The 23691-nt window shown below is 66.8% G+C and carries 18 protein-coding genes and 4 pseudogenes; 11 read left to right on the plus strand and 11 right to left on the minus strand.

Annotated features, from left to right (window positions below):
• The first annotated feature begins 428 nt into the window (after positions 1 to 428).
• Entirely contained in the window at positions 429 to 1697 is a 1269-nt protein-coding gene (locus tag ACWCXB_RS28110; RefSeq protein ID WP_450726560.1) for a PP2C family protein-serine/threonine phosphatase, read from the plus strand.
• Positions 1698 to 1812: 115 nt separating this feature from the next.
• Here the strand turns inward: ACWCXB_RS28110 and ACWCXB_RS28115 are convergent.
• A pseudogene (locus ACWCXB_RS28115) lies at positions 1813 to 2285 on the minus strand (transposase); the annotation flags it as partial.
• 47 nt (positions 2286 to 2332) lie between these two features.
• Here ACWCXB_RS28115 and ACWCXB_RS28120 point away from each other — a divergent pair.
• Positions 2333 to 2602: pseudogene (locus tag ACWCXB_RS28120) on the plus strand (IS110 family transposase); the annotation flags it as partial.
• A gap of 309 nt (positions 2603 to 2911) precedes the next feature.
• Here the strand turns inward: ACWCXB_RS28120 and ACWCXB_RS28125 are convergent.
• The 4 genes from ACWCXB_RS28125 to ACWCXB_RS28140 form a co-directional block, all read right to left on the minus strand.
• Complete coding sequence (locus tag ACWCXB_RS28125) at positions 2912 to 3544, minus strand: TetR/AcrR family transcriptional regulator (RefSeq protein WP_450726561.1); 633 nt, start codon at positions 3542 to 3544, stop codon at positions 2912 to 2914.
• 176 nt (positions 3545 to 3720) lie between these two features.
• On the minus strand, positions 3721 to 4725 hold the full coding sequence (locus ACWCXB_RS28130; protein WP_450726562.1) for a zinc-binding dehydrogenase: 1005 nt from the start codon (positions 4723 to 4725) through the stop codon (positions 3721 to 3723).
• 40 nt (positions 4726 to 4765) lie between these two features.
• Positions 4766 to 5383, minus strand: coding sequence for an NADPH-dependent F420 reductase (locus ACWCXB_RS28135; protein ID WP_450726563.1), 618 nt, complete (start codon positions 5381 to 5383; stop codon positions 4766 to 4768).
• A 241-nt stretch (positions 5384 to 5624) separates the two neighbouring features.
• Positions 5625 to 6599, minus strand: a complete 975-nt coding sequence (locus ACWCXB_RS28140) for a zinc-dependent alcohol dehydrogenase family protein (RefSeq protein ID WP_450726564.1) — start codon at positions 6597 to 6599, stop codon at positions 5625 to 5627.
• Positions 6600 to 8211: 1612 nt separating this feature from the next.
• On the opposite strand from ACWCXB_RS28140, the gene ACWCXB_RS28145 reads away from it, so the two are divergent.
• Positions 8212 to 9885 carry an FAD-dependent oxidoreductase gene (locus ACWCXB_RS28145; RefSeq protein WP_450726565.1) on the plus strand — a complete coding sequence of 558 codons (1674 nt, stop codon included), beginning with the start codon at positions 8212 to 8214 and terminating at the stop codon, positions 9883 to 9885.
• A 498-nt stretch (positions 9886 to 10383) separates the two neighbouring features.
• Here ACWCXB_RS28145 and ACWCXB_RS28150 read toward each other — a convergent pair whose 3' ends face one another.
• Positions 10384 to 10590: a hypothetical protein gene (locus ACWCXB_RS28150; protein ID WP_450726566.1), complete on the minus strand. Its 207-nt coding sequence runs from the start codon at positions 10588 to 10590 to the stop codon at positions 10384 to 10386.
• A gap of 234 nt (positions 10591 to 10824) precedes the next feature.
• On the opposite strand from ACWCXB_RS28150, the gene ACWCXB_RS28155 reads away from it, so the two are divergent.
• Positions 10825 to 11928, plus strand: a complete 1104-nt coding sequence (locus ACWCXB_RS28155; protein ID WP_450726567.1) for a polyprenyl synthetase family protein — start codon at positions 10825 to 10827, stop codon at positions 11926 to 11928.
• A gap of 376 nt (positions 11929 to 12304) precedes the next feature.
• Here the strand turns inward: ACWCXB_RS28155 and ACWCXB_RS28160 are convergent, their stop codons facing one another.
• From ACWCXB_RS28160 to ACWCXB_RS28170, 3 genes and pseudogenes are all read right to left on the minus strand, one after another.
• Positions 12305 to 12844: a DUF4240 domain-containing protein gene (locus tag ACWCXB_RS28160; protein ID WP_450726568.1), complete on the minus strand. Its 540-nt coding sequence runs from the start codon at positions 12842 to 12844 to the stop codon at positions 12305 to 12307.
• Positions 12845 to 12849: 5 nt separating this feature from the next.
• Positions 12850 to 13176 (minus strand): hypothetical protein, encoded by a 327-nt coding sequence (locus tag ACWCXB_RS28165; RefSeq protein WP_450726569.1) that lies wholly within the window; start codon positions 13174 to 13176, stop codon positions 12850 to 12852.
• 83 nt (positions 13177 to 13259) lie between these two features.
• Positions 13260 to 13388: pseudogene (locus ACWCXB_RS28170) on the minus strand (IS5/IS1182 family transposase); the annotation flags it as partial.
• 429 nt (positions 13389 to 13817) lie between these two features.
• Here ACWCXB_RS28170 and ACWCXB_RS28175 point away from each other — a divergent pair.
• Positions 13818 to 14690: a hypothetical protein gene (locus tag ACWCXB_RS28175; RefSeq protein ID WP_450726570.1), complete on the plus strand. Its 873-nt coding sequence runs from the start codon at positions 13818 to 13820 to the stop codon at positions 14688 to 14690.
• 187 nt (positions 14691 to 14877) lie between these two features.
• Positions 14878 to 15637 (plus strand): annotated as a pseudogene (locus tag ACWCXB_RS28180) (transposase).
• 78 nt (positions 15638 to 15715) lie between these two features.
• Here ACWCXB_RS28180 and ACWCXB_RS28185 read toward each other — a convergent pair.
• Positions 15716 to 16915, minus strand: a complete 1200-nt coding sequence (locus ACWCXB_RS28185; RefSeq protein WP_450726571.1) for an RNA-guided endonuclease InsQ/TnpB family protein — start codon at positions 16913 to 16915, stop codon at positions 15716 to 15718.
• A 392-nt stretch (positions 16916 to 17307) separates the two neighbouring features.
• Between ACWCXB_RS28185 and ACWCXB_RS28190 the strand changes: the two genes are divergently transcribed.
• The 4 genes from ACWCXB_RS28190 to ACWCXB_RS28205 all read left to right on the plus strand — a co-directional run bounded on the left by ACWCXB_RS28190 (position 17308) and on the right by ACWCXB_RS28205 (position 21941).
• Positions 17308 to 18120 (plus strand): class I SAM-dependent methyltransferase, encoded by an 813-nt coding sequence (locus ACWCXB_RS28190; RefSeq protein ID WP_450726572.1) that lies wholly within the window; start codon positions 17308 to 17310, stop codon positions 18118 to 18120.
• Between the two features lie 112 nt (positions 18121 to 18232).
• The gene (locus tag ACWCXB_RS28195) at positions 18233 to 19042 is read left to right on the plus strand and encodes a transposase family protein (protein ID WP_450726573.1); all 810 of its coding nucleotides are present in this window, start codon (positions 18233 to 18235) and stop codon (positions 19040 to 19042) included.
• 819 nt (positions 19043 to 19861) lie between these two features.
• Positions 19862 to 20245 (plus strand): hypothetical protein, encoded by a 384-nt coding sequence (locus tag ACWCXB_RS28200; RefSeq protein WP_450726574.1) that lies wholly within the window; start codon positions 19862 to 19864, stop codon positions 20243 to 20245.
• Positions 20246 to 20702: 457 nt separating this feature from the next.
• Complete coding sequence (locus ACWCXB_RS28205) at positions 20703 to 21941, plus strand: IS701 family transposase (RefSeq protein ID WP_450726575.1); 1239 nt, start codon at positions 20703 to 20705, stop codon at positions 21939 to 21941.
• Between the two features lie 106 nt (positions 21942 to 22047).
• Here the strand turns inward: ACWCXB_RS28205 and ACWCXB_RS28210 are convergent, their stop codons facing one another.
• Entirely contained in the window at positions 22048 to 22551 is a 504-nt protein-coding gene (locus ACWCXB_RS28210; protein ID WP_450726576.1) for a GNAT family N-acetyltransferase, read from the minus strand.
• A 646-nt stretch (positions 22552 to 23197) separates the two neighbouring features.
• Between ACWCXB_RS28210 and ACWCXB_RS28215 the strand changes: the two genes are divergently transcribed.
• Positions 23198 to 23575 (plus strand): DUF5958 family protein, encoded by a 378-nt coding sequence (locus tag ACWCXB_RS28215; protein WP_450726577.1) that lies wholly within the window; start codon positions 23198 to 23200, stop codon positions 23573 to 23575.
• The last annotated feature ends 116 nt before the right edge of the window (positions 23576 to 23691 follow it).

Consider the following 23691-nt stretch of genomic DNA (forward strand, 5'->3'; position numbering starts at 1 on the left):
CCGACTTCGCCGAGCGGTTCAACGTCCCGGGCATCGCCGTCGGCAGAGAGGCCGCCCCGGTACTGGCTGCAGCTCCACACCCCCCTGACCGGACGTCCTGCAACCCGGCGTGCCAGGGTACGCCGAACGCCGCTGGGACCAGCTGCCCGCCTCCACCACCGGCCATCCGACCGCGGCCCGCTGCAGGCGGACTCATGCCTGCGCTGGGTCTACGGCCTCCCCCTGACCTCCACCACCGAGAGATGCCCGCACTGCGGCGGCCGTGCCCTCACCTGCTGACGGATGCCCTCGCCGACTGCCCCGAACGCCCGTGGGGAGCAGCATCTACTCAGGATCCGTTCACCCGCGCCGCGGCAATCAATCGTTTCGCTGCTGCCTTGGGAGTGTCGCACCTGGAGTGTCAGCCGGTCCGGGGTAGAGGTCTGAGGGTGAGCGATCCCGACACCTCCGGCGAGGCCCCGCCGTCCTCGGTCGACTACGAGGCGGTCTTCCGCGCGTTCCCGGGGCCTGCGCTGCTTCTCACCCCTGACCTGGTCATGGTGGACGCCAATGGCGCGTTCCTGGACCGGTCCGGTCGGGGGCGTAGGGAGCTGGTGGGCCGCTCTGTTTTTGAGGTCTTCCCGGTGGACCCCGCGGATCCGGAGGCACCGGGCAGCCAGCTGCGCGCGTCGGTGCATCGAGTGCTGGCCACGGGGCAGCAGGACACCATGCCGCTGCGGCGGTACGACTTGGAGGCGCCCGGGCGGCCGGGGGTGTTGGAGAGGCGGTACTGGAGTCCGGTCAACGCGCCGGTCCTCGGCCCGGACGGGCAGGTGGCACTGATCATTTTCCGGGTGGAAGAGGTCACCGAGCTGGTCCGCATCCGCGCCGCCTTGCAGAAAGCTGGTGACGCGCTCAGTGATGAGGAGACCATGACAGCCGGGCTGCTCGCGCGGTCCCAGGTTCTGCAGGAACTCAATGAACGGCTGCGCCTCGCCCATTCACGCGAACGCGAGATCGCCGTCAGCCTGCAGCGCGCCATGCTGCCGACCGTCCCGGCGGGATTCAGTGAGGTGGCGGTGCGCTACCGCCCAGCCACCAGTTCACTCAACGTCTGTGGCGACTGGTACGACGTCCTCGACCTCGGCCAGGACCGCCTCGCCGTTGCTGTCGGAGACGTGGTCGGCCACGGCCTGGAGGCCGCCGGAGTCATGGGCCAGCTCCGCAGCGCCCTCAGCGCCGCCGTCCGCGCAACAGGTGAGCCGGCCACCGCCCTCAAGACACTCGCCCTGCAAGCCCTCACGATCGAGGGCGCCGTCGCCGCGACCGCCCTCCAAACGGTCGTCGACCGGACCGCCCACACCATCACCTACAGCCGCGCGGGACACCTGCCACCCCTGCTGCTCCACCCCGACGGCTGCAATGCCGAAGTCCTGGACGAGGTCGTGGACCCGCCCCTCGGCACTTGGGACATCGACATGGTCAGAAACCAGGCCTCGCATTCCTACGAGCCGGGAGCGACCCTCGTGCTGTACACCGACGGGCTGATCGAACGCCGCGGCGAAGACATCGACACCGGACTGGAGCGCCTCACCGACAGCCTCACCCGCCACTGCGACCTCGATCCCGAGGACCTCGCCAGCGCCCTGCTCACTGACGTACATCCCATAGGCGACGGCCCCGACGACGACACCGCCCTAGTTGTCGTACGGCTATGAGCAATCCGTGCCTCACAAAGCAGCCGTTTCGACATCGCGCTGCCCGGCAGGCGTGACAGGTCGGTGTAGCGGTTGTGGGCGGGAGTCTGATTCGGAAATCCAGCACTTCCGCAGCTCAGGCCGGTTCCACTGACTGCAGGGACACTTGATACCCGAGCATGTTGAGCTGGCTGACCAGTCGGCGGGTTTGGCGCGTGCGGCCGTTTCGCTGGAGGAAGTAGTCCGCTCCGAGATCGTGGTACTCGGCGTCGTTGGTGAGCATGTGCCTGATCGAGGTCAAGATCGTGTGCCCGACGGCGACCATGGCTCGCTTCTTGCCACGAATGCGATCCGTTTGTAGCGGGACGCCAGCTAGGTGTCCTTGCTCGAGGCCGCGGCGGTGGCCGCGAGGCCGAGCGCGTTCTTCAGCCACGGATCACCGGGTCGGGACTTGCCTGAGGTGTGCTTGCCGGCGGACTCGTGGTTGCCCGGACGCATCCCGGCCCACGAGGCGAGATGGGCGGCCGAGGGGAAGCGGGCCATGTCCGCGCCGATCTCGGCCAGGATCATCTCGGCCGAGCGAGTGCTGACGCCGGGGACGGTGGTCAATTAGCTCGACCGTCATCGCCCTTGCCCGCCGACGGGCAAGCGTGTTTTCCGCCGTTGTCTCGGACCTGCTGGGCAAGTCTGACCGCGCGATGCTCGAAGCTCTGATCGCCGAGGAACGCGATCCCGAGGTTCTGGCGGAGATGGCCCGGGCCAGCATGCGGGCCAAACGGCAGCCCCTGGCTCACGCACTGACCGGCCAGTTCACCGATCATCACGCTTTCCTGGCCCGGACGATGCTTGACCGCATCGATGCGGTCACCGCGACCGAGGCCCGGCTGAGCGAGGAGATCACCCGCCACCTCGCCCCCTATCGCCGCCCTGACATGCCGTATCTCAACCGATCACTGGAAGTGCGGGTCGAACAGGTTTCCCGCCAGGGTGATCCTCCCGACCGGGAGCGTCTCATTGGTGCCGGAGCGACCAGCAGTACCGGCGCAGCCCCGCAGCGAAGCTGGCCGAACGAGGCGCGCTGCTGGTCGCCCGCCGGGACCGGGCGCGGGGTGAGGCGGTATTCGGCTCCATTCGCAGCCGTGGCGGGCTGGGGCCGACCCTGGGTCGGCCCCAGCGGCTTGACGTCCCGGCCGACTACACGCCGGCGACGGCCATCTGGTGACGCCGAAGGACGATCAGGCTCCAGTCGAGGACGTGGAACCCGGCGCACGTTCCTCCGTCGAAACGCGGGGAAGGAGCGCCAAGGCCTGCTCCGCAGCCCCATTGACGACCTCCGGAGTGGCTCCCGCCTTGCCCAGGGCCTCAACCCCCCGGAGCACGGCAAGTAGGAGGCTGGCGAGGCCGTCCGCGTCTGCATCTGCATCCAACGAGCCTTCGGCCTGGGCCTGCGCGATGCAGCGCCGCAGCGCGCCGTGCAGTTCGCGGACGACCGCGGCGATCCGCTCGGCAACGGCCTCGTCCACGGACGACAGTTCTGCTGCAATCTTGGCCATCATGCAGCCGCGCCGCTCCACATCCGAGTTGATGCCTTCAGTGACGTTGCGTACATGCCGCTCCAGCTTCGGCAGGGCCGGTCCTGGGCCGCCCAGAGTTGTGCGCCAGGCTCCCAGCGCGTCACTGTTGTAGCTGTCGAGAGCCCGCAGGAACAGCGCATGCTTGTCCCCGAAGGCTCCATACAAACTTCCTCGACCCAGGCCCGTCACGGCGCTCAGGTCATCCATGGAGGTGCTCTTGTAGCCCACAGACCAGAACTGGTCGCGGGCAGTCCGCACAACCTCTTCTTCGTCAAACTGCCGAGGCCGAGCCATGGGGCAACTGTACGTCGCGTACAACAGCCGAGATCGCCTTCGGTGACATGGCGACCTGCTGGTGTCCTGAGGCGGAGATTCGGCGTTGGCCTGGTGTGACTGGTTCTGGATCGAAGATCCCGCCGCTCAGCGGGGCAGGACAGAGGCTGCCGAGGGCGGCTGGGGCCTGGCGGCGGCTACCAGGGGCGGATGAGGACGGTGCCGACCTTACCGGGCCGTACCGCGTGCTCCACGGCGTTGGCCAGCTCGCCAAGGCCGTACGTAGCGGCCACGTCGAACTGGTCCTTGAGCGCCAGTGCAATCTGCTTCGCCGCGGCGACGTCGGATGCCCGCCTCTCGGCGGAGGCCTCCAACAGCCACCGGCCGAGGGTCGCGCCCCGCAGCGTCAGCGACTTGTGCAGCAGCGTCGACGCGTGCACCGAGATCGGTTCCTCGGCGAGCTGCCCGTAAACAACCAGCTTCCCGCCCGGTGTCAACAGGTCCAGAAGGTCCGCCGCGAGCTTCCCGCCGATGGGGTCGAAGGCCACACTTACCGGACGGCCGTCAGCTGCCTTGCGGACCTCGTCGGCCCAGCCAGGATGCTCTGTCGACACGACCGGCACGTCCGGGAACCGCTTGCGCAGCTCGGCGGCACCGCGGTCGCTGCGGACGACGTTGACGAGCGGCAGGTTGTGGAACTGGCACACGGCCGTCACCAGCCGCCCGACCGACGAGCCCGCGGCGGTCTGCACCAGAAGACCGTCGTATCCGAAGGCCAGGTGCTCCTGTGCCTCACGGCGCAGCATCACCGCGGTGAGCGGGTTCACCATCATGTGCGCGGCGACCTCGTCCGACAGCCCGTCCGGGACGGTGACGACCACCTCGGCGTCCGCCACGATCCACTGGGACCACGCCCCTGGGTGGAGGAAGACCGATACGCGGCCGCCGACCTCGACACCCGACGCCACGCGCGCTCCCGGGCCGATCGCCTCCACCACGCCGGTGGCCTCCACGCCGCCCGGAACCGGCTCTGCAGCCGTCCCGGGATAGGCTTCGATGGCCAGGAGATCACCACGGTGCACCGGGAAAGCCGTGGTGCGGATGAGGACCTGGCCGTGCTGAGGCGTCGGCTCCGGCTCTTCGATGACGGTCAGGACGTCCGCGGGCGATCCGCCGCGGGTGTAGACGACTCGACGGTTCATGACGGCTCCTCCTGTGTGCTGGTGTGGGGCTTGGCGGGCGTCAGCCGACGTCCTGCAGCAGCAGGTGCTTCGCGCTGAGTGCGCCGTCCAGTTGCATCAGTCGGCCGCCCTCGCGCAGACCGCCAAGGTCCAGGGCGGCGAATCCGAACTGGTCCAGCAAGCCGGCCACCGCTGTCTTCGCGTCGGCGTCGTCGCCTGCGTAGAAGGCCACTTGCCGGCCTTCGGCATGCCGGGGGTCTGCGGCGATGAACGGGGCGAACAAGGTGTTGAGAGCCTTCACGATCCGGGCGCCCGGAAGGTGCTGGGCGACCCATTCGCTGCCCGTGAGGTCACCGACGTCGTACCGGCCCCGCCAGGGGTTGGCCGCAGCAAACTGATTCGTCGTATCGACGACGATCTTCCCGGACCAGCTGGTGAGGTCCGTCAGTTCCGGCACGGCGAAGAACGGCACCGAGAGAAACACCAGCTCCGGCCTCGCCGCCTCCTCGGCCGTTGCCGCGCGGGCCTTCGGCCCCAGCCTGTCCACGAGGGCTTCGAGGGTCTCCGGGCCCCGCCTGTTGCCGATGACCACCTCATGGCCGTAGCGGATGGCCTTGTCGGCGACCGCTTGTCCCACCTCTCCTGCGCCGAGTACGCCAATGGTGCGGTGTGTGTCCATGGTGTTCTTCCTCGATCGTGTGCCAAGACCGTGCGAGCTGCCCGGTATTGGTAAATGGATCGAACCGGGGGAGCTGCAACCGGCGAGGCGCGCCAGCTTTGTGCGCGTCCTGAAGCCTGGTGCCTCAGGCAACGGCCGCTCGGCGGGTGCAGCGAATGAGGCTGCTGCGGAGATCGGGGGCCGAGCTCGTCGCCCAGGTTCCAGTCGCTCGTGCCGTATCGGCACTGGGCTGCGACGACGCCTACACGCGGCAAGGGTTGAAGTCCAGGAGGACCTTGCCGTTCCTCCGCAAGTACGCGAGGGCCTTAAAGAAGTCCTTGGCCCTGTAGACAGGGGCGGAGGGCAACACGAGCTTTCCCTCGGCGACCAGCCGCGCGGACTCCGCGCTGAGGTCCGGATGACGGGGAAGGCATTCGTCCTGGTACATCCAGAACTCCCTTGTGGTGATGTTCTTGGCTTTCAGCACGTGCTGGTCGGGCGTGAAGGGCTCGCCGCTCATGTAGCCGTAGATCACCAGCAGGGCGCCTTCGGTCAGCACGTCCAGCAGGAGCGAGGTGGCCTTTCCGCTGACGCCGTCCAGCGCCAGCAGCACGGGATCGTTGCCGATGGTCGCACGCACGCGCGTGGCCACGTCCGGGGAGTCGAGCAGCACGATGTCGGCGCCAAGGTCCTCGAGTTCGGTGACGAGTTCCTCGCGGCGGACGATGTTGATCGTGCGAAGCCCGCGCTCCTTGGCGAAGGCGATGACGGACCGGCCGACCCCGCTGTTCGCCGCGTTCTGCACCACCCAAGAGCCGGCCGGAAGGTCACGCGACTCCACCAGCAGACCTGCGGTGGTGGGGTTGATGCTGAGCATCGCCGCCTGGTCGAGGCCGATGGATTTGTTCACGGCGGTCAGCTTCGCGGCCTCCGCCAGGACCTGTTCGGACCAGGCGAAGGTGCCGAAGGGAAGCAGGACCCTGTCGCCGGGGCGGATGTGGGTGACGTCCGGTCCGACGGCCAGGACCGTGCCGGCTCCCTCGTTGCCGATGACGCTGGGCAGTTCTGGCCGGAGCGGATAGGTGCCCTGCGCCAGGAGCAGGTCGTGGTGGTCGAGCGGGGCGTACTCGACCTGAATCAGTGCATGCCCGGCGGCAGGAGCCGGCGGCTCGGGAACGTCCACGACCTTCAGGCTCTGCGCCGGCTCCCCGAACTGCGTGAGGTGAATGGCGAGCATGGAACTCGTCTCCGAGTAGTGAGTGCGGATCAAGAACGGGGTGAGCAGGCGAGGGCTTCGAGGGTCTTGGGGCCCCGACTGTTGCCCATGAGCACCTCATGACCGTGGCGGATGGCCTGGTCGATTGCGCGGGCTGCCCGGCATCGGCGTGAGCAACCGACCCGGCGGTGCGTTCGGTCTGCTGAGAACCGTAGGAGCACCGTGCGGCTCCGCTCGTCAAGTGACCCACGGCCACTTGACGACGCCCTCGGCGTCTGCGGAGGTCTTCGCATTCAAATGTTGAGTTTAGGGGATTCTGTACCTATTTGTCAATAACTCTGCCCGGGGCGGCGCACCGCCGGGAGTGCGCACCTGCCGTGCACCCCGCTCGAAGGCCCTGTTCCCGTATAGCCACGGCCCGGCGGTGAATAGCTCTCTGGGCAGCGGCTGATGCCGGGGCCGTCCCCCGAGCAGGTACGCGTGCGGGGGAACAGCATCTGCTCGTGCGCGGGGCTCAGATGCCTGGGAGGCTTGGCTCAAACAGCGGATCCCCGTGTGCGTTCGCCCGTGTGCGCATGGCGGGGGCGGCACGGCAATCCCCGAAAGACGCTCGAGTGCGACGCAACCGCGTGGATACACGAGCGATCCCCCAGCGGCGAACGGTCTGCCGCAGCCCGCCTGGGCCAGGCTCGACAAAGGTAAATGCGCTTTGCCGCTGTCAACGACAAACGCGGAGCAGGTACTGCCGCCCACGAGTTGAAGAGCAGGGAGATGCCTGATCACCAACCCGTCACGTTCCTCGCCCACGGCGCCTTCGCGCAGTCCGCGAGCTGGTACCGGGTGGTCGACAGCTCGTGGGCGCCTCCTACGGGGCGATCGGACTTGCGAACCCGCTTTGCAGTCTGCGGACCGACCCCTGCTACCTGGCTGGTGTCACCGCGGCTGCGGGGGGAGCGGCCGCGCTGGTCGGCCATTCTTACGGCAGCATGGTGATCACTGAGGCCGCGGTTGGCAACGAGGCAGTCAAGGAACTCGTCTGCATCATCCCAGCCTTCGCGCCGTCCACAGGTAAGAGCGCCATGGCGCCGTCCATCCGATTTCCCGGCAGCACGCTCGCAGACACCCTGATCGCGTTCCCGATCACCTCGCGCGGGAACGAGTTCCGCATTGACCCTGCGAAGTACCGGGCACAACAGGAATCCCAAGGTTGTCGGCGTCACCGGTATGCCCAGTGCCCGGAAAACCGCCTCGGAGACGCCGTGGTGATCCCTCAACCGGTCCGGTCAAGGAATGAACCTGACACTGACGGGGCGGGGCCGGGTACGCGGCCGGGGTGTCCACCCACCTCGGCGTCCCACGTGGCCCTGCACCGCGAGTCGGCAAGGAGCCCCAGAAGTCCGGTCACCATCGACGCCGAGTCCTCCCCCTTCGACTTGTCCAGGATGACGTTCAGGCCGTCCTGGGCGAAGGCGCCCCTCATGAATCCACGTACTGAGCCACGAAACCGCAGAAGGTTGGTGGAACCCGGGGCGACTACTTCGGGTGTCGGGGCAAGAGTCGCAGACATTGCCTTGGGCAGGCCTGCAGGGCGCTTCCGGCGGATATCGACGGTCAACCGGAGGAAGAAGCAGAAATGACCAACCCGCACGCCGACCACGGAGATCGAGAAAGAAAGGCGTATGCGATCCTCGACGACAGGCAATTGAATCGCATTTCCGAATTTGGTGTGACCGAGGGTATATCCGCAGGTCAGATGATCTACCGCCTCGGAGATGAGGCGTACGACCTGGTCGTGATCGAGTCCGGAGCCATAGAAATTGTGCGGGAGGCATCGTCGAGTTCTCCGGAAGAAGTGATCGCAACTTTCGGCCCCGGCGGATTCCTGGGCGAACTCGGAATACTCACCGGGCAGTCCGTCAATCTGTCCGCGCGCGCCGTGGAGAACGGCCGCATCCACCGACTGTCTCCCGAGAAGTTCCGCTCTCTTATGGCGGCAGACCCCCAAATATCGGATCTGCTCCTCGCCGCTTTCGAGGCGAGGCGCGACATCCTCATGGGAGCGGCCGCAGAGACCATAGAGATCATCGGAAGCGCCTTCTCGGCCGAGTCGATGTCACTGCGGACCTATGTAGCGCGAATGGAACTTCCGCACCGCTGGCTGGATGTGGACACGCCGGCCGCCGCTTCCCGCCCGGACATCTCCTCCCTGAGCGTCGACGACCTCCCCGCTGTGTTCCTGCCCGGAGCCTGGATCCGGAAGGCCACCCCCGAGCAGCTGGCGCAAAGCCTCGGACTGTCCTACAGGCAGTCCAGGGACGAAGACGTGGATCTGGTGGTCATCGGCGGCGGGCCGGCCGGCCTCGCAGCGACGGTGTACGGATCCTCCGAGGGCCTGAGCACCGTCATGCTGGACGCCGTCGGCCCCGGCGGCCAGGCTGCGGCGAGTTCACGTATCGAAAACTACCTTGGATTCCCGCACGGCGTGAGCGGCGCAGAACTGACAAAGCTTGCCTCGATTCAGGCTCTCAAATTTGGCGCACGCATGTACTTCCCCAGCAGGGTGACAGCCCTCGACATAAGCGGCGAACAGTTGAGAGTTTCCCTGTTCGACGGGACGAAAATTTTCACTCGAGCTGTCATCATCGCAACCGGCGCCCATTACCGATCCCTTCCGATCGCGAGATGGAGCGAGTTCGAGCATGCAGGAATATATTACGCGTGCACGGAGCTGGAAGTCCGTTCCTGCGCGGGCAGAGAAGTAGTCGTCGCCGGAGGGGCAAATTCCGCCGGTCAGGCCGCGCTCTTCCTGTCCAGCAGGGGCTGCACCGTTGATCTCGTAGTCCGCGGGGAGGATATCGGGGCTCGCATGTCATCCTATCTCGTCAATCGGATCGCTTCGGACCCCATGATTTCAGTCCGCACCTCCACCGAGATCACTGCCCTTGAAGGCGCTTCGTCGCTGGAGGCGGTCCGGCTGACCAATTCGGTGACCGGAGAAGAAGCCGTGAAGCCGTGCAGAGGACTGTTCTGCTTCATCGGAGCGGATCCCGCTTCCGGCTGGCTGTACGGCGACTGCTCCGTGGACGAGAACGGATTCATCCACACCGATGCGCACATCCCGCCGGAAGATCTCGGCCAACGCTGGCAAATCCTCGGGCGTGGGCCGCTGCCGTTCGAAACCAGCATCCCCGGGGTCTTCGCAGCAGGCGATGTGCGCCACGGATCGATCAAGCGCGTCGCCGCCGCTGTAGGTGAAGGGGCAAGCGCAGTGTCCTCAGTGCACCAAGTGGTCGGCGTGCGGCTTTAGAAGCCGCATCTCAACCGATCTTGGAACATGCGGGTCGACCAGAGTTCTGGTCGGGCGATCTTCCGGCTGTGCGCGCATGAAAGCAGGGCCTCTCGGTAGCTCGGGGATGCGAATCAAACCGAGCACTACCGGGAGGCCCTGGTGTCGTTGTCGTACGCGCCCGCGCCCGTCCAGTTCAACTCGGCCGCTCGGTCGTGTGATTGCCTCGCGCACGTGTACGGCAACGCGGCCGACCATCCCGGTCGGGTGCGCCGGTATCCGTCGCACATGACGGACGCGGAGTGGGTGGCCATCCGGCCGTTGCTGCCGGTGCCGGCCAAAGGCCGTGAGGCCGAGCCCACGGCGGGGATCGGGACGCCGCGGCGGGACTTTGATGTGGTGGGCCATCGGCTGGTTCGTCATGCTCGTCAGCGCCGTCTGCACGATCGGGACCCTGGTCCGGGTGGAACGGCTACTCCGGTCGCAGGAAGGGAGCACATCCAGCGGCACACCTCGGAGTTAGCCAGTCATGGCACGAAAAGCAAAAGTCTCCGCCGAACGGCGCCGCGCCGCCGTTTCCAAGGGCAACTCATCGGCTTCCGCGTCGCTCTGCGCATTGCACGCGGCTTGGCGGCCGATGCGGCAGGTGATGCGCTCCAACGCCGCCACCGCCTCCAAGGCGGCTACAGGTGAGTCCTCGGCAAGGGCCATCAGTTGCTGCTCCACGCGCTCCCCCAGGTCCTCCACGCCCGTAGGAAGAGGCACCGACCGAGCTTCGACATCGCTGATGTGCCGTGCCCAGGCCTCCCCCGTCCGGCCCCGGCGCGGGCCGTCAACCAGCGGCACTATGCCTCCACCCCTGGGGCGATCGCTGTGGGCCGAACCGGTGATGCGGACCTCCCCTGACAGCGGCTGCCCCTCATCGTGAAGGGACAGATCAGCGAGGCGAAGGCAGGCAGCGTGACTCCACCCACGACTAAAGTCGCGGGCTTCCTGCGTCGGTGGCTATGCCGGCGCCAGCGTGCCGTCCACCGCCCCGGACAGACCGGCGACCAACCACCACCCGGACCCTCGAACGACCCACGCCTCCAAGGCATCCTCGAAGCCGAGTTCGCCCGCCGGTGGCCCGAAGGCTCGTCCGGCCTGGACGCGGTTCACCGCTACGCGCTGCTTCCGCCCGGCAAGCTGCTGCGGCCCTCCCTGGTGGTGTACTCGGCTCTGTCGGTCGGTGGTGAACTGGCGGCCGTGCTGCCCGCTGCTGCCGGCATAGAGGGCGCGCACGTCGGCAGCCTGATGCACGACGACATCATCGACCGCGACGCCCGTCGACGCGGACGCGCGGCTGTGCACGCCGCGTTCGGCCCGGCGCAGGCCATCGTCGCCGGGAACGCCTTGTATTTCTCCTGGTTCGCCTCGCTCGCCGATTGCGTCGACCGTGGAGTGCCCGTCGAGCGGGTCACACACGCCATGCGCGTGCAGGCGGCCGCCGGGGTCGCGGTCTGTCAGGGTGCCTACTCCGAACTGGCCATGCGCGGCGACCTGGACCTCAGTGTCGAGGACTACCTGGCGATGGCGCGGGGCAAGACCGCCGCCCTGCTGGAGGCCGCCTGCCGCGTCGGCGCCATCCTCGGCGGCGGCGACACAACCGCCACGGACCAGCTGGGTGCGTTCGGCGACCACCTTGGCATCTGCTTCCAGATCCGCGACGACCTCCTGCCCTACGACACGGCCACCGCAGACGCGATGGGCAAGCCCGCCGACAGCGACCTGCGCAACCACTGCCCAACCCTGCCCGTCCTGATCGCCCACCAACGCACCGCCGCCGCGGACCGCGCGGTCCTGCGCCGCGCGGTGCTCGACGAAGCCGACCCGCAGACGGCCCTGCGCCGCACGCGAGCCCTCCTGAAGCAGACCGGCGCCCTGGACGCCGCGCACGCGCTGGCCGACCACCACGCCCAGAAGGCCCGCGACGCTCTCACCGGACTACCCGTCACCGCCCACGCCACCGCCCTGGCACGCCTGACACGGCCCCCGACCCGGGCACCCCGGCAAACATCCGCCTGAACACGGGCCACCCGCTTCGCGGCACCGCAGGTTCGCCGCCGCGGCCGTGGCCCACGCGCCGCTCGCACCACAAGGAGAGATCCCGATGCCTGCGCCCGACCTGACCCGAACGGTTCATTACTGCCCTATCGCCCCGACCCCAGCCATCCACCCCGACGCCAAGTACGCCGAGACCGGCGCCCGGTGAGCGGCCGGGATCATCTGCCCCTTGTGCGGCGCGGCCAATCGGTTCGCGCCACCAATGGCAGACGAAATGAAGCCTCACCCGGCACCCCTGGGGGTATAACCACACGAGGTGTTCGCCAAAGACCGCAAAGGACAACTCACGCTCATCCAGTTGCCACTTGATGTGCAACGCCGAGAAACATGGGGTGCTTCAGCTGCGGAGCTCGGGCCAGCCGTCTTCGTTCGAGCACGACTCGTAGCTGTAGCGAGTGAGGCGATCCCACTGTGTCCCGGTCACCTGCTCGAATGCCTCCTCGTGCACGTAGAGCAGCAGCTCGCACTGTCGCGCCGTGAACGGCACGAAGCGTTCCGGATGGCCGAAGACGCTCTCGTATGCCCGACGGCCAGCGGCCACCACAGCAGCGCGCGAGTACAGAAAGCTGTCGTCCGACTGGGGAAACGGCGAGCCGTCCGACAGCTCCATCCCAAAGACGGGCAGAGTGCCGAAGACCTCCTGGTCCAGCCGGTAGAGGGCCTCCGCAAGACGCTCACCAAAGCCGATGATCTGGCCCACCGGCTCCCGCGCGAGGACCTCGGTCAGGCGGGCGCATGCCTCGTCCAAGTCCTGGCACGTCTCACCGCGGGCCTCGCCGCCAAGAACCTCGATCAGCTGCCAGAACCGCTCCCAGGACATCACCGGAAGATCGGAGCCGCTTCCACCGCCCTCGGACGGACTCGACCTACCTGCCACCGCGATCATCCTGCCCCCCCGTCGAACGGCTCGTCGCTCCACCGAAACCAGGCTCTGTCGTCCTGGATGTGCAACAGGAACTCGGCCACCGGCCCCGAAGGCGAGACCAGCGACACGGCCCTTGTGATCTCCTCGTACGCGTCGTCGAACGCCTCCCACTCCTCCGCCTCGGCCAGTGCGAGCGACCGACTGAAGAGCGGCTCAACCACGGAATATGCCGTACCTGGCTCGAATCGGCCGTGCAGCCACGGGAAGTCGGCCTCCTCGATCACGATCTCGCCCACCACCTCGTCCTGGCGGACCAGACTCCAGACCTCACCCACGAACCCCACCCCGACCTGCTCCTCACTTGCGGTTACCCGTTGAACGGCAGCTTCCCAGACACCTCTGACAGTCCACGGGATACGAAATTGGCGAGAGCGACCAGCGCGCGTTGGTGCGGCGGACGCTTGCACCGCCTGTCATCCTCACGGGTGACGATGAGCATCGTTACCCACTCGACCACGGCGTGCGAGAGGTCGAGTGCGGCAGGATAGGGAACCAACAGGGCGCCTGCGTCGGTGGGTTGAGACTTCGAACCCCTCCCTCAACGGCACTGGGGGCCTTGTGTGTTGCTGGCCTCTGCCTCATCGCGCCTCCGTCACCCGATCAGTGGCCTGCTGAAAACGCTCCGTGACAACGGGTCAACATCCGTGAGCCGTGACAGCCTGCTGTGGCCCCGACGTGCCGGCTTGTAAATGGCCCTACCTCCGCACCGCGATTCCACGGTGTTATTTGCGTCGCGTGGGCGAGCGTGCGAAGCGCGTGCCGCGCCTCAGCGTTACCGGCGGCCGGATCCTTGAACGTGAGCATCGCCTCCCCCGTGGCCGCTCATGGGAGACGTACGCACACAAGCCACGTGGAAGCGTCAGCGGTCGCAAGTACAGTTGGAGCACGGCTCTGGAGGAGCTCGCCGCGTTCGCCGGATGGCAGCGTGTTGCATGCCCTGGACGAGTCGGAAGGCCAACTGTGGTCGGGGGCGCATCTGCCGTGCATGCCTTTAGGGGGAGAGTGGCAAATGGCTAGCGTTAGTGGCCGTTTTGAGTATTCTGATGGACTGACTCCTGGTCAGTCAAAAGATGGTGGCCTCCACCATAATCTGTACGATAGCCAAGGGCGCCTCGTCGGCCATGGCAGGTTCATTCCTGACGACGAGAACGAGGAAGATTCACCAACGGAATCACCGTCGCTCTTTTTCGATACGAACGAGTGTGAGTGTGAGTCGGATTCCCGAGCACGGGAGCGCTTGGAACCCGAGGAGATACTCGAGGCCCTGGTTATTCTCATCAAAGCTGCGGAGAGGGCTGCACCACACCTCAAGAGATGGTGGAACGATCAGGCCCTCCCGTTCATGAAGTCGACGCGTAACAGACTTGCCCGGACTCGCAAGGACGACAGCCCAGACGCACCTACCGAGTCGGCCACCTTGATTGAATCTGTACCTTCAGAGCCCTCGCAAGAAGCGATTGCTGAACTCGAAGAAGATCGAGTAAGCATGAGCAACGAAGAAGCATCGGCCCGCTTTGCCGCAGCCCTGGTGGCTAGGCTATTCAGCGATGAGCAGATGAGAATTCTGCGTAATGCTCGGATCGAGAACGACAATGACTCTTTGGAGTTGAGCACAGTTGAAAAGTTCACGCCTCAGCAAATCGGGGACAGTATCAGATTGATACTCGAGACGAATCCTTCGTTGCTCGCCGAAGAGTCCTTGGCTGAACTCGGGAAGATTCTCGCGAGAATTCAAGCCGATGGCGGGGTGCGTTCCATTGAGAAACGAATAGATCAAAGAGACGATGCGTCTGACTAACCTCGATCTTTCTCGACGGGCTGCCGACTGAGTCGGCGGGCCGTTGCGCATTCCGTGACTGAGCCTTTTCAGCGTGGCCACCGATCGGGTGACGAAAGCGGCGTGAGGGCGGGGTCCGCAACAGACAGGGCTCCCGTGCCGTTGAGGGAGGTGTTCGACGTCTCAACCCACCGGCGCAGGAGCTCTGTTGGTCCCGTATCCTGCCGCACTCGACCTCCCGCACGGGCTGGTGGAGTGGGTCACGATGCTCGTTGTCACCCGTGAGGGTGACCGGCGGTGCAAACTCCCGCCGCACCAGCGCGCGCTCGTTGCTCTGGTGTACCTGCGCCGCCATGACACCCTCCCCCGCATCGCGGCCGGCTTCGGCATATCCGTCGGCACCGCGCACGCCTACGTCACCGCCGTCACCGCCGTCACCAGCCTGCTCGCCGACCGGGCCCCGGGCCTGCTCAAGACCCTGCGCGAGAACGACCCCGCTTTCGTCCTCCTCGACGGAACCCTCGCCGAGTGCGACCGCGTCGGCGACAGCCGCGCCGACTACTCGGCCAAGCACCGCCGACACGGCGTGAACGTCCAGGTCCTCACCGATCCGACCGGCGAGTTGCTGTGGATCTCGCCCGCCCTGCCGGGCCGCACCCACGACCTGACCGCAGCCTGCACCCACCGCATCATCCGGATCTGCGAACGCCAGGGCGTCCCCGTCTTCGCCGACCGCGCCTACACCGACGCCAACCCCTGGGTCACCACCGGCCTCAGACGGCCACCCCGCGGAGAGCTCACCCCGACCCAGCGCACCGTCAACCGGGCACTCGCCCAGGCAAAGGGCCCCGGTCGAGCGCGCCATGGCACGGCTGAAGTCCTGGCAGATCTTCCGCAGATCCCGCATCAGCCCCAACCGCATGACCGTCATCGCCAAAGCCGTCCTCACCCTGGAGAGGCAACGCTGAAACGGCTCAGTGAGAGGAGACGAAGCCCTCTGACTGGTCGAGGTGACTCCTCCCCCAGCTAAAGCCGGGGGCTTCTCGCTAAGCCTGGTAGGCGTCGCGACGGACCAGCCCGGCCCGTAGAACGTTCAGGGCGCCCACCGTGTCAGCGTGCGCCTGGTGGCCGCACGAGAGGCAGTGGAACTTCTCCTGAGTGGGCCGGTTCTCCTTGGCGGTGTGCCCGCATTCGGGGCACCGCCGGGAGGTGTTGCGGGGTTCCACGGCCATCACTTCACGTCCGGCACTCTCAGCCTTGGCGTTCAGGATCGCGAGGAACACCCCCCATCCGGCATCAGCGATCGAACGGTTCAACCCTGCTTTGGCGGCGGCCCCGTTGGGCAGGAACGTGCCTGGCTGGTCGGGGTCGGGCTTGGGTGCGGGGGTGGCGCTCATGTTGCGGATCTTGAGGTCTTCGTGCGCGATGAAGTCGTGTTCGCGTACGAGGTCAAGAGCGGTCTTGTGCGCGTGGTCCAGGCGCTGGCGGCGGACCTTGCGGTGCAGGGTGGCAACCTTCTGCACGGCCTTGCGGCGGCGCTTCGAACCGCGCTTGCACCGGGAGAGGGCTTGTTGTGCGGCTTCGAGTTTCGCGGCTGCCTTACGGGCGTGGCGCGGGTTGGCGACGTGCTCACCGTTGGATGTGGTGAGGAACGAGGCTATGCCCATGTCGATGCCGACCACGCTGCCGGTCGGGGGCAGCGGCTCGGGCTCGGCCTGCTCGGCGGTCAGCACCACGTACCACCGCTTGCCCTCACGCTTGGCCGAGACGGTCTTGACCTTGCCGACCACGGCACGATGCTGGTGCACCCGGACGTGCCCGACGCCCTGGAAGCGGACGCGGGTGACGGGGCCGTTGGGGGTGGAGTCCCACCGGCAGCCGTCGCCGTCCTTGGGGAACTCCACCGTGTCGAACCGGCCCACCCCACGAAACCGGGGATGGCCAGGCTTCTCTCCGGCCTTGATCCGGCGGAAGAACGCGGCGAACGCCTTGTCCAGCCGGCGAAGCGTCGCCTGCTGGGACGAGAACGACCACCGGCCCTGCCGCTGCGGGTCGAACGCCCGGATGTCCTTGAGCTGCGCGGACTGCTGCCCGTACCGGACCGTCGTCCTGGAGACATGCCGGTAGGCATCCCGGCGCTCCTGCAACGCCCCGTTGTAGAGGGAGCAGTGATCGCGCAGCATCTCGCCGAGAGCGATCTGCTGGCCAACGGTGGGCCGCAGGAGGAACTTGTACGCACGCATCACCCGACCCACCCCCCTTCGGCCCATGTGTGATCAACCTAGCGGAGGCCACTTAGGTTTTCTCAGCGATGATCACTTTCAGATTCCGTTGAGAACGTGCAGTGCGGGCGAGGCCGCGCCGATGCGGCTGGAGCCGAGCGGGACGGGCGAGGTGGGGCATTGTCAGTGGCACACCGGCAGGTCATCGCTGCTTGAGCTCGGCGGCAGTCGCTCGCCGAGAGCCCGCACGTGCCGCGCAGCGGGCGCGAAGGATCAACCGTGGGTTGGCGGAGCTGTCCCCGCACGTGCATCCGAAGTCGGATTTCGAGAGCCGTTCGAGCTGCTGGTGGCCACCGAATGGTTGGCGAGTCCGGCAGCGTAGTGCGCCCGTCCGCCTCCGTGTATCGTCCGGATTCATGGCTGACCTGGCAGGGCGCTGGCGGGAGTTGAACAAGGCGTACTGGGACGAGCGGGTGCCCATTCATCTGAGCGCGGCCTTCTACGACGTGGAGGGGTTCCGCGCCGGGCCCGATTCGCTGAAGGACTTCGAGACGGCCGAGGTGGGAGATGTCAGGGGCAAGCGCCTGATCCATCTGCAGTGCCACTTCGGCCGGGACACGCTGTCGTGGGCGGCACGAGGAGCACAGGTCACCGGGCTGGACTTCTCTCCACCCGCGATCACAGCGGCATCACAACTCGCGGCCGAACTCGGCATCGACGCACGCTTCCTGACCGCGGACGTCTACGACGCGGTCTCGGCGGTCGAGGGGGAGACCTTCGACATTGTCTACGCCAGCTTCGGGGCGCTGAACTGGCTTCCCGACATCAGCCGCTGGGCGTCGGTGGTCGCTGAACTGCTCGCTCCCGCTGGGTGCCTGTACCTTGCGGAGTTCCATCCCTTCAGCTTCGTCCTCGACGACGAGACCGGAAGCACGGTCACGCACGACTACTTCGAAGAGGGTCCCGAAGCCTCGGGAGGCCCGGGCACCTACGCCGACGAGACGGCCAGGACCGAGCACGACGAGACCGTCGAGTGGCGGCACAGTCTGTCGACCGTTGTCTCGGCGATCGCCGGAGCTGGGCTACGGATCCGGTTCCTCCACGAGCACGACCACACCTTCTACCTCCAACGCCAGTCGCTTGAGCGCCACGACGGCAACATCTACCGGCATCCTGAGGGCGCTCCGCGCATCCCCCTCACCTATTCGATCCGCGCCGAGAAGGCTTGAACCACTCGATCCAGCGCGGATCGGATATGCGGGCCCGTGCTCGGACAGACGTGAAGCCCCTGGTAGGACAGGCCTCTCTCACAAGATTGTCTGCCGAGCCAGAGGCCTCACCTTGGTCACTTATGCTGCCACGCTCGACGTCCCGCGCCACGTCGTTCAGTACCTGTCCCGTCTGCTGGCCGCACACCGACGGCGCATCGGCACCCGGCGCGGCAGCCGCGCGCTCGGCCCGTTCCGCCAGGCCGTGCTGGTCCTGCGCTGGTTCCGCGAGCGCGGCTGCGTACACTGCCTGGCCCGAGACGCCGGCGTCTCCCAGGCCACCGGCTACCGCTACCTCCACGAAGGCATCGACGTCCTCGCCGACCAGGCTCCGGACCTGCACCAGGTCCTGGACCGCTGCCGACGCGAGGGCATGACGCACGTGATACTCGACGGCACGCTGATCGAGTCCGACCGCCTCGCCGGGGTCCGCGACAACGGCAACGACCTGTGGTTCAGCCAGAGACACAAGACCTTCAGCGGCAACGTGCAGTTCCTGTCCGCCCCGGACGGCACCCCACTGTGGGTCTCCCACGTCGAGCCCGGCTCCACCCCCGACATCACCGCCGCACGCATCCACGCACTGCCCGCGCTGTACAAGGCAGCCGCCGACGGCCTGCCCACCCTCGCCGACAAGGGCTACATCGGCGCGGGGATCGGCATCCTCGTCCCGGTCCGGCGCCTGAAAGGCCGGTCCGAGCAGACCCTGCACGCGGACACGCGCACCACCAACAACCTGATCAGAGGCGTCCGCGCCCTCGGCGAACGCGCCGCAGCCGAGCTCAAACAACGGTGGCGAACCCTGCAACACGTCACCCTCAGCCCCAGCCGGATCGGCGACATCGCCCGAGCCGCCCTCGTCCTCAACTGCGTCTGGAAATAATCACCGCTGAGAAAACGTCACTGACAACGAAGAGAACTCCGGCGCTTCGCACCTCCGCGCCATGGATGCGTTTCCCTCCCCGGCTGAGGCCGGGGATACCCACGCAAGATCAAGGATGGAACGGAGAACCGGGGCTCTCGGGTGCCCATCCGTTGGCGCGAGCAGTGCGAATGCTGTCGGCAACGTCGGAGGGCAGGATGGGGTTGGCCTGTGCGTCGAGCCAGTTGCTTGGGTGCGTCTGGTTAGTAGTGATCACCAGCGTGCTGCCGGGAGCCTCGGCGTGCTCGACTGCCTAGGTAAGGGGCGACGAGACCAGTCCCTGGTCGTAGGTGGGCCTTCCGCGAAGTCTCCATCGGTAGGTAGTGCCGTCGACGGTTATGCGCCGCGACCCCTTCTTCACCAGTGCCATGCCCACGTCCTTTCTCAGGGCGACGATATTGAACGGCCACTGGTCATGTCGCGCGGGTTTCCCTGGAGCGAGTTCAGCCTCTGCGCATGGGAATCACGTCCGGGCTTGTTGCGGGAATGGTGGGATGGGCGGTTTCCGGGGTGGCCAGCAGAGCGACAATGGTGACTGGTCTGTTGCAGTGGGGCAGTTGCGGGTTGCGGTCGGTGTCAGCGCGGTGGGCTCGGGCAATGGCCGCCTGGTCGGCTCTGTCTCGACGGTGTCGTTGACGTCGTCGCGCTCGCGTCGTCGGCGGCGGGCTGCTTCAGCTTTGCATCGGGGCGAGCAGTAGGTATGGCGGGTGGCAACCTGGGGGTTGACCTGGCGCCTCCCCGTCCTGCCGTCCCTGATCGGCGCCGTCGACCGGAACCGCAATGCCGCCGCCGCCCGCCTGGAGGCCGCCGGACGGGCCCGCCCCCCGCGAGCTGTTCACCGCTGGCGGCCAGACGCTGCGACGCGCGATCCTCAAGCGGCATTCGCCTCACCTTTGGGCTGAAGAACCCGCCACCGGCCGGCGCTGGAACCTGGCGCGGGAGGAGAGCAACGCCTTCTGGGGCTGGGCCGCGATCGAGATCCCGCGCATGACCGGCATCCGGATCGAGGAGCTGAGCGAGATCTCGCACCACAGCCTGGTCCAATACCGGCTGCCGAGCACCGGCGAGCTCGTTCCGCTGCTGCAGATCACCCCGTCCAAGACCGACGAGGAACGGCTGCTCGGGCCGGCAATAGAAGCTCTCAATGCCGAACATGCGACTTGAAGGCAATCCACCGGTCGGCCTCCACCCTCGCCCGGCTCAGTCCCAGCACCCGGGCGACGGCGGCCTTGAGGTTGTCGTAACGCACTTTGCTCGTGCTTGCACGCTGAGCTGCGATGACACTGACCTGCCGCGGAGTTGCTGCGTCGCCCTGATTCCCCGTGGTTCCCGGCTCGTCTCCCTCTCATCGGGCACGCAGGGGGCACGCCTCGGTTGGGCGGCCATTGGCCAACGTTGCGCGCAGAAGCTGACCTCGGACGGCCCAGAGACGGCCCGGCGCGGTAACGTTCAGCCACTGGCCTAGTACTCCAGCTGTAGATCGTGATCTTGCTGGTCGGGCCGGTGCGAATACGAGTGCGGCCACCGTTGATCATCGTGAGTTGTGTGGACTGACGATGAGACGGTGGCCGCAGGTCACAGCATAGATCCAGGCCGTTGGCGGGATGCGTTCGAGGTGACCATGGGCCGCATCGCGGGCCGCTTCGCCCGGGTCGAACCCCGCCTGCGGGCTGGGCGTTTGATGCTGGGGCTGCCGTCGAACCTGCCCCGCAAGAACTGCTGGACGATCGCGGAGTGGGCGGGGGAGAAGTCCCCGCACGGCATGCAGCATCTGCTGTGCAGGGCGTCCTGGGACGCCGATGCGGTGCGTGACGATGTACGCGAGTACGTCGTGGAGCATCTCCACGACGAGGAGGCGGTCCTGGTCGTGGACGAGACCGGCGACGTGAAGAAGGGCACCCGCACCGTAGGGGTCCAGCGCCAGTACACCGGAACCGCCGGCCGGATCGAGAACTCCCAGGTCGCCGTCTATCTCGTCTACGCCGGGGCACGGGGACACGCGGCCGTGGACCGGGAGCTGTACGTCCCACGCTCATGGACCTCGGACCCGGACCGCTGTCGGGCGGCCGGGCTGGCCGAGGGCACCATCTTCGCGACCAAGCCGGAGCTGGCCCGCACGATGATCGAACGGTTCCTGGACGCCGGGCACCATATCGACTGGGTGGCGGGCGATGAGGTCTACGGCGGCAACCCGATACTGCGGGCGGCCCTGGAAGAACGCGGTCTGGGCTATGTCCTCGCGGTTGCCTGCTCGGCCGAAGTGGCCACCGGTGCGGGAAGGTTCCGCGCCGACGTGCTGGCCAGCAAGCTCCCGAAGCGGGCCTGGCAGAAGCTGTCCGCCGGCCCCGGTGCGAAGGGGCACCGTTACTACGACTGGGCCATCATCGACCTCACCGACCCGACGCCGGGCCACCGTCAGCTACTAATCCGGCGCAACCGCACGACCGGCGAACTCATCCACTACCGCTGCCATTCCACCGGGCCGGCTCCGTTGCGCACCCTGGTCAGGACGGCAGGATCCAGGTGGCGGGTGGAGGAGACCTTCCAGACCGGGAAGGCGCTGGCCGGACTCGAGGAACACCAGGTCCGCCGCTACCCATCCTGGAGCCGCTGGATCACCCTCGCCATGCTCGCTCACGCCTTCCTCGCCGTCGTCCGCGCAGACGAGCACGCACGGCGCACTGGTCCGGACGACCTGGCCCCGCTGACCTGCAACGAGATCCAGCACCTGTTCCTCACCATCGCCGTCCGCCCACTGAACGACCTCGCTCACCGGATCAGCTGGTCCGACTGGCGACGCCGCCATCAGGCACGATCACAGGCCAGCCATTACCGTCGACAAGCCGCAGCCCAGACATGAAGATCACGATCTACACCTGGAGTACCAACCGCTTTCGGCATGCCCGGCGCTCCGCCGGAGCGCACTCGATCATGTGAGCATGCAATTCCAGGGGTGCGACCCCGCGTCATGGCAACGAGCGTGTGAGCCAGACCACTTCACCGTTGTCTTCCGTGGAAACGTGATCCCGCTCGAACCCGAGCTTCTCAAGGACACGGAGCGACGGTGTGTTCCACGCGCCGACGGTCGACCAGAGCCGTTTCCGCCCGGTCGCGATAGCAGCATCGAGCACCGCGCCGGCCGCCTCGGTGGCGTAGCCACGCCCATGCGCGCGCTGGAACAGCTCATACGCGATTTCAGGCTCCTCTACGGTGGCTCGGCCGATGATCAGCCCGCAGTAGCCGATGAAGTCGCCTTCGTCACGGCGCTGGATGGGCAACAGGGCGATCCCCGTAGTCGCCGTCGCGGTGAGCAGCTCCGCGATGGACGTCCGGATGTGCTCAACCGTGGGGGTCCCCTTGCCGCGTTCGGAGAGGAGGGCGCAAAACTCAGCGGCGTCCGACTCGGCCCACGGCCGCAGTATCAGCCGCTCGGTCTCAAGGTGGAACGGCATCGTCTCGTACGTAGTCATGCCCCCACTTTGCCCCACGGATCATCACGAACTACAGCTGGAGTACTAGGGGGTTGTGTTGTTCGGGTTCCAGCGGAGATCCAGGGAAGAAAGAACGCGGCGGGATGGTCTGCCGCCGTGGATGCGCCCCCTGCCAGAACGTGTTCGCAAACTGGCCGTCCCTGCCGAAGCACAGCGTGAGGCGCGGCGACTCATGCAGGCTCATCAGGAACGTGAGGCAGTCAAGGTGATTAGGTCAGCGACGAACTTCCGTCTGCACGACGCAGTGGACGTCGCCGTCGCCTTGCTGGACGGCATCGAAGTCCCACGCCCATAGGCAGCGACGAAGGCCGCTTGCAGTAGGTCGGTGGAGCCTCAATGACCGATTCAAGCCGGCATCGACCTTGAAAACCGTCGTGGCGCGAGTCACCGAGCATTCAAATCCCACACCCACCGCCATGTGAAATGGCCCCTGCCAGGATCGATGGTCAGGGGGCCGTCGGCCTGTCCGGTCGCTGTGAGCGCCCGGTGGTCCCCGTTGTTCCCTGTCCGATCGGGCACGTGAGGGGCACGTAGAACACGCAAAACTGTGATGCTGGCGGGCGGTCGTGGGCGTACCGTCGGCCTGATGGCATGGGGGTGGGCGGCTGTGTTGTACGCACACGAGGTGATCCTGAACGAACTCGCACAAGGGCTCAGGCCGGCGGCTGAGGGTGTCGAGTGGTTCGAGGGCCTCTCGGAGCATGGCCAGCGCAGGGTCCTGCACACGCTGGTGCTGTTCTGCGGTCAGGCCCGCGCGCGCAAGGACGATGTGTCTGAGAGCATCGCGCGCTCAGGCATTCGGCCCACCCACACGCCTGCGGTGATGCTCACGAAGTGGCGCTTCGGGATGGAACACCTTCCGGCTTACGAACTCACGAAGTCATTTCGCCTGCTCGTCGCCCTCTTCGGCATCGCCGACACCCGCAGGCGCGCGCTGTACTGCGCCGACGGATGCGGTCACGAGTGGCACAACTTGTCGGCTCAGTCGCAGGATCCAACCTAGGGCTACTTCTTGCTCTGGGTCTTGCTACGGATCTTCGCGATGTGGGTTTTGGCAGCTCGGGGGGCTTGTCGGGGGCGTTGGATTACTCGTCATTGGTCATTGTTGGCTGTCGTCGG

This window comes from Streptomyces sp. NPDC001514, assembly GCF_053597075.1.